This window comes from Castellaniella sp. GW247-6E4 (assembly GCF_040276065.1).
Lineage (GTDB): Bacteria > Pseudomonadota > Gammaproteobacteria > Burkholderiales > Burkholderiaceae_B > Castellaniella.
This window is the reverse complement of the sequence record NZ_JBELOI010000056.1, coordinates 1-739: the sequence shown is the minus strand read 5'-3', so window position 1 is coordinate 739 and position 739 is coordinate 1. Positions and strand designations below refer to the sequence as shown.

The window sequence follows — 739 nt, the reverse complement described above, 5'->3', positions numbered from 1 at the left end:
ACCGTGCGTGACATCCTCGCGAACGGCCGTGACCAGCTCGCGGATGCCCCCCAGACACCCTGGACCAGCCCTGAACACGAGCACCTGCGCGGTGCGCGCTCCTACCACTGAACGCGGGGAACCGAACATGCTGATTCAACAAACCATCACCCAACTGCACGCCCTGAAGCTCCAGGGCATGGCCGCCGCCTTGCAACACCAGATCGAACAACCCGCGGCCTGCGACATGAGCTTCGAGGAACGGCTGGCGCTGCTCGTGCAGCACGAGTGCGACAGCCGTCACGCCCGGCGCTGTGCGCGGCTGCTCACACAGGCCCGCCTGCGCTACCCGCAGGCAGCCATCGAAGACTTCGACACTCGCGCAGGGCGCGGGATCGAACGCGCCCGCTTCACGAGCCTGGCGCTTGGCGACTGGATCACCGTCGGCCAGACGGTGATCCTCACCGGCGCCACCGGCTGCGGCAAGACGTGGCTCGCCTGCGCGCTCGCCCAGTATGCCTGTCGCCGCGGCCACAGCACCCGATACCTGCGCGTGCCGCGCCTGTCCGAAGAACTGCGCACCCAGCAGGCTGCCGGGACCTATACCCGGTGGCTGGCGCAACTGGCCAGAACCGAGGTGGTAGTCCTGGATGACTGGGGGCTGACCGGGCTTGATGCGCTTGCCCGCGAGGCCCTGATGGAGCTGCTCGATGATCGCGCGGGCAGCCGGGCGACGCTCGTGACCAGCCAGTTACCGGTC

1 protein-coding gene is annotated in these 739 nt (G+C 68.5%); it reads left to right on the top strand.

Annotated features, from left to right (window positions below; genetic code table 11):
• Positions 1-127: 127 nt before the first annotated feature.
• Positions 128-739 (top strand): ATP-binding protein (locus tag ABS761_RS16915; protein WP_350409557.1); only part of this gene is annotated, 612 nt, incomplete at its 3' end.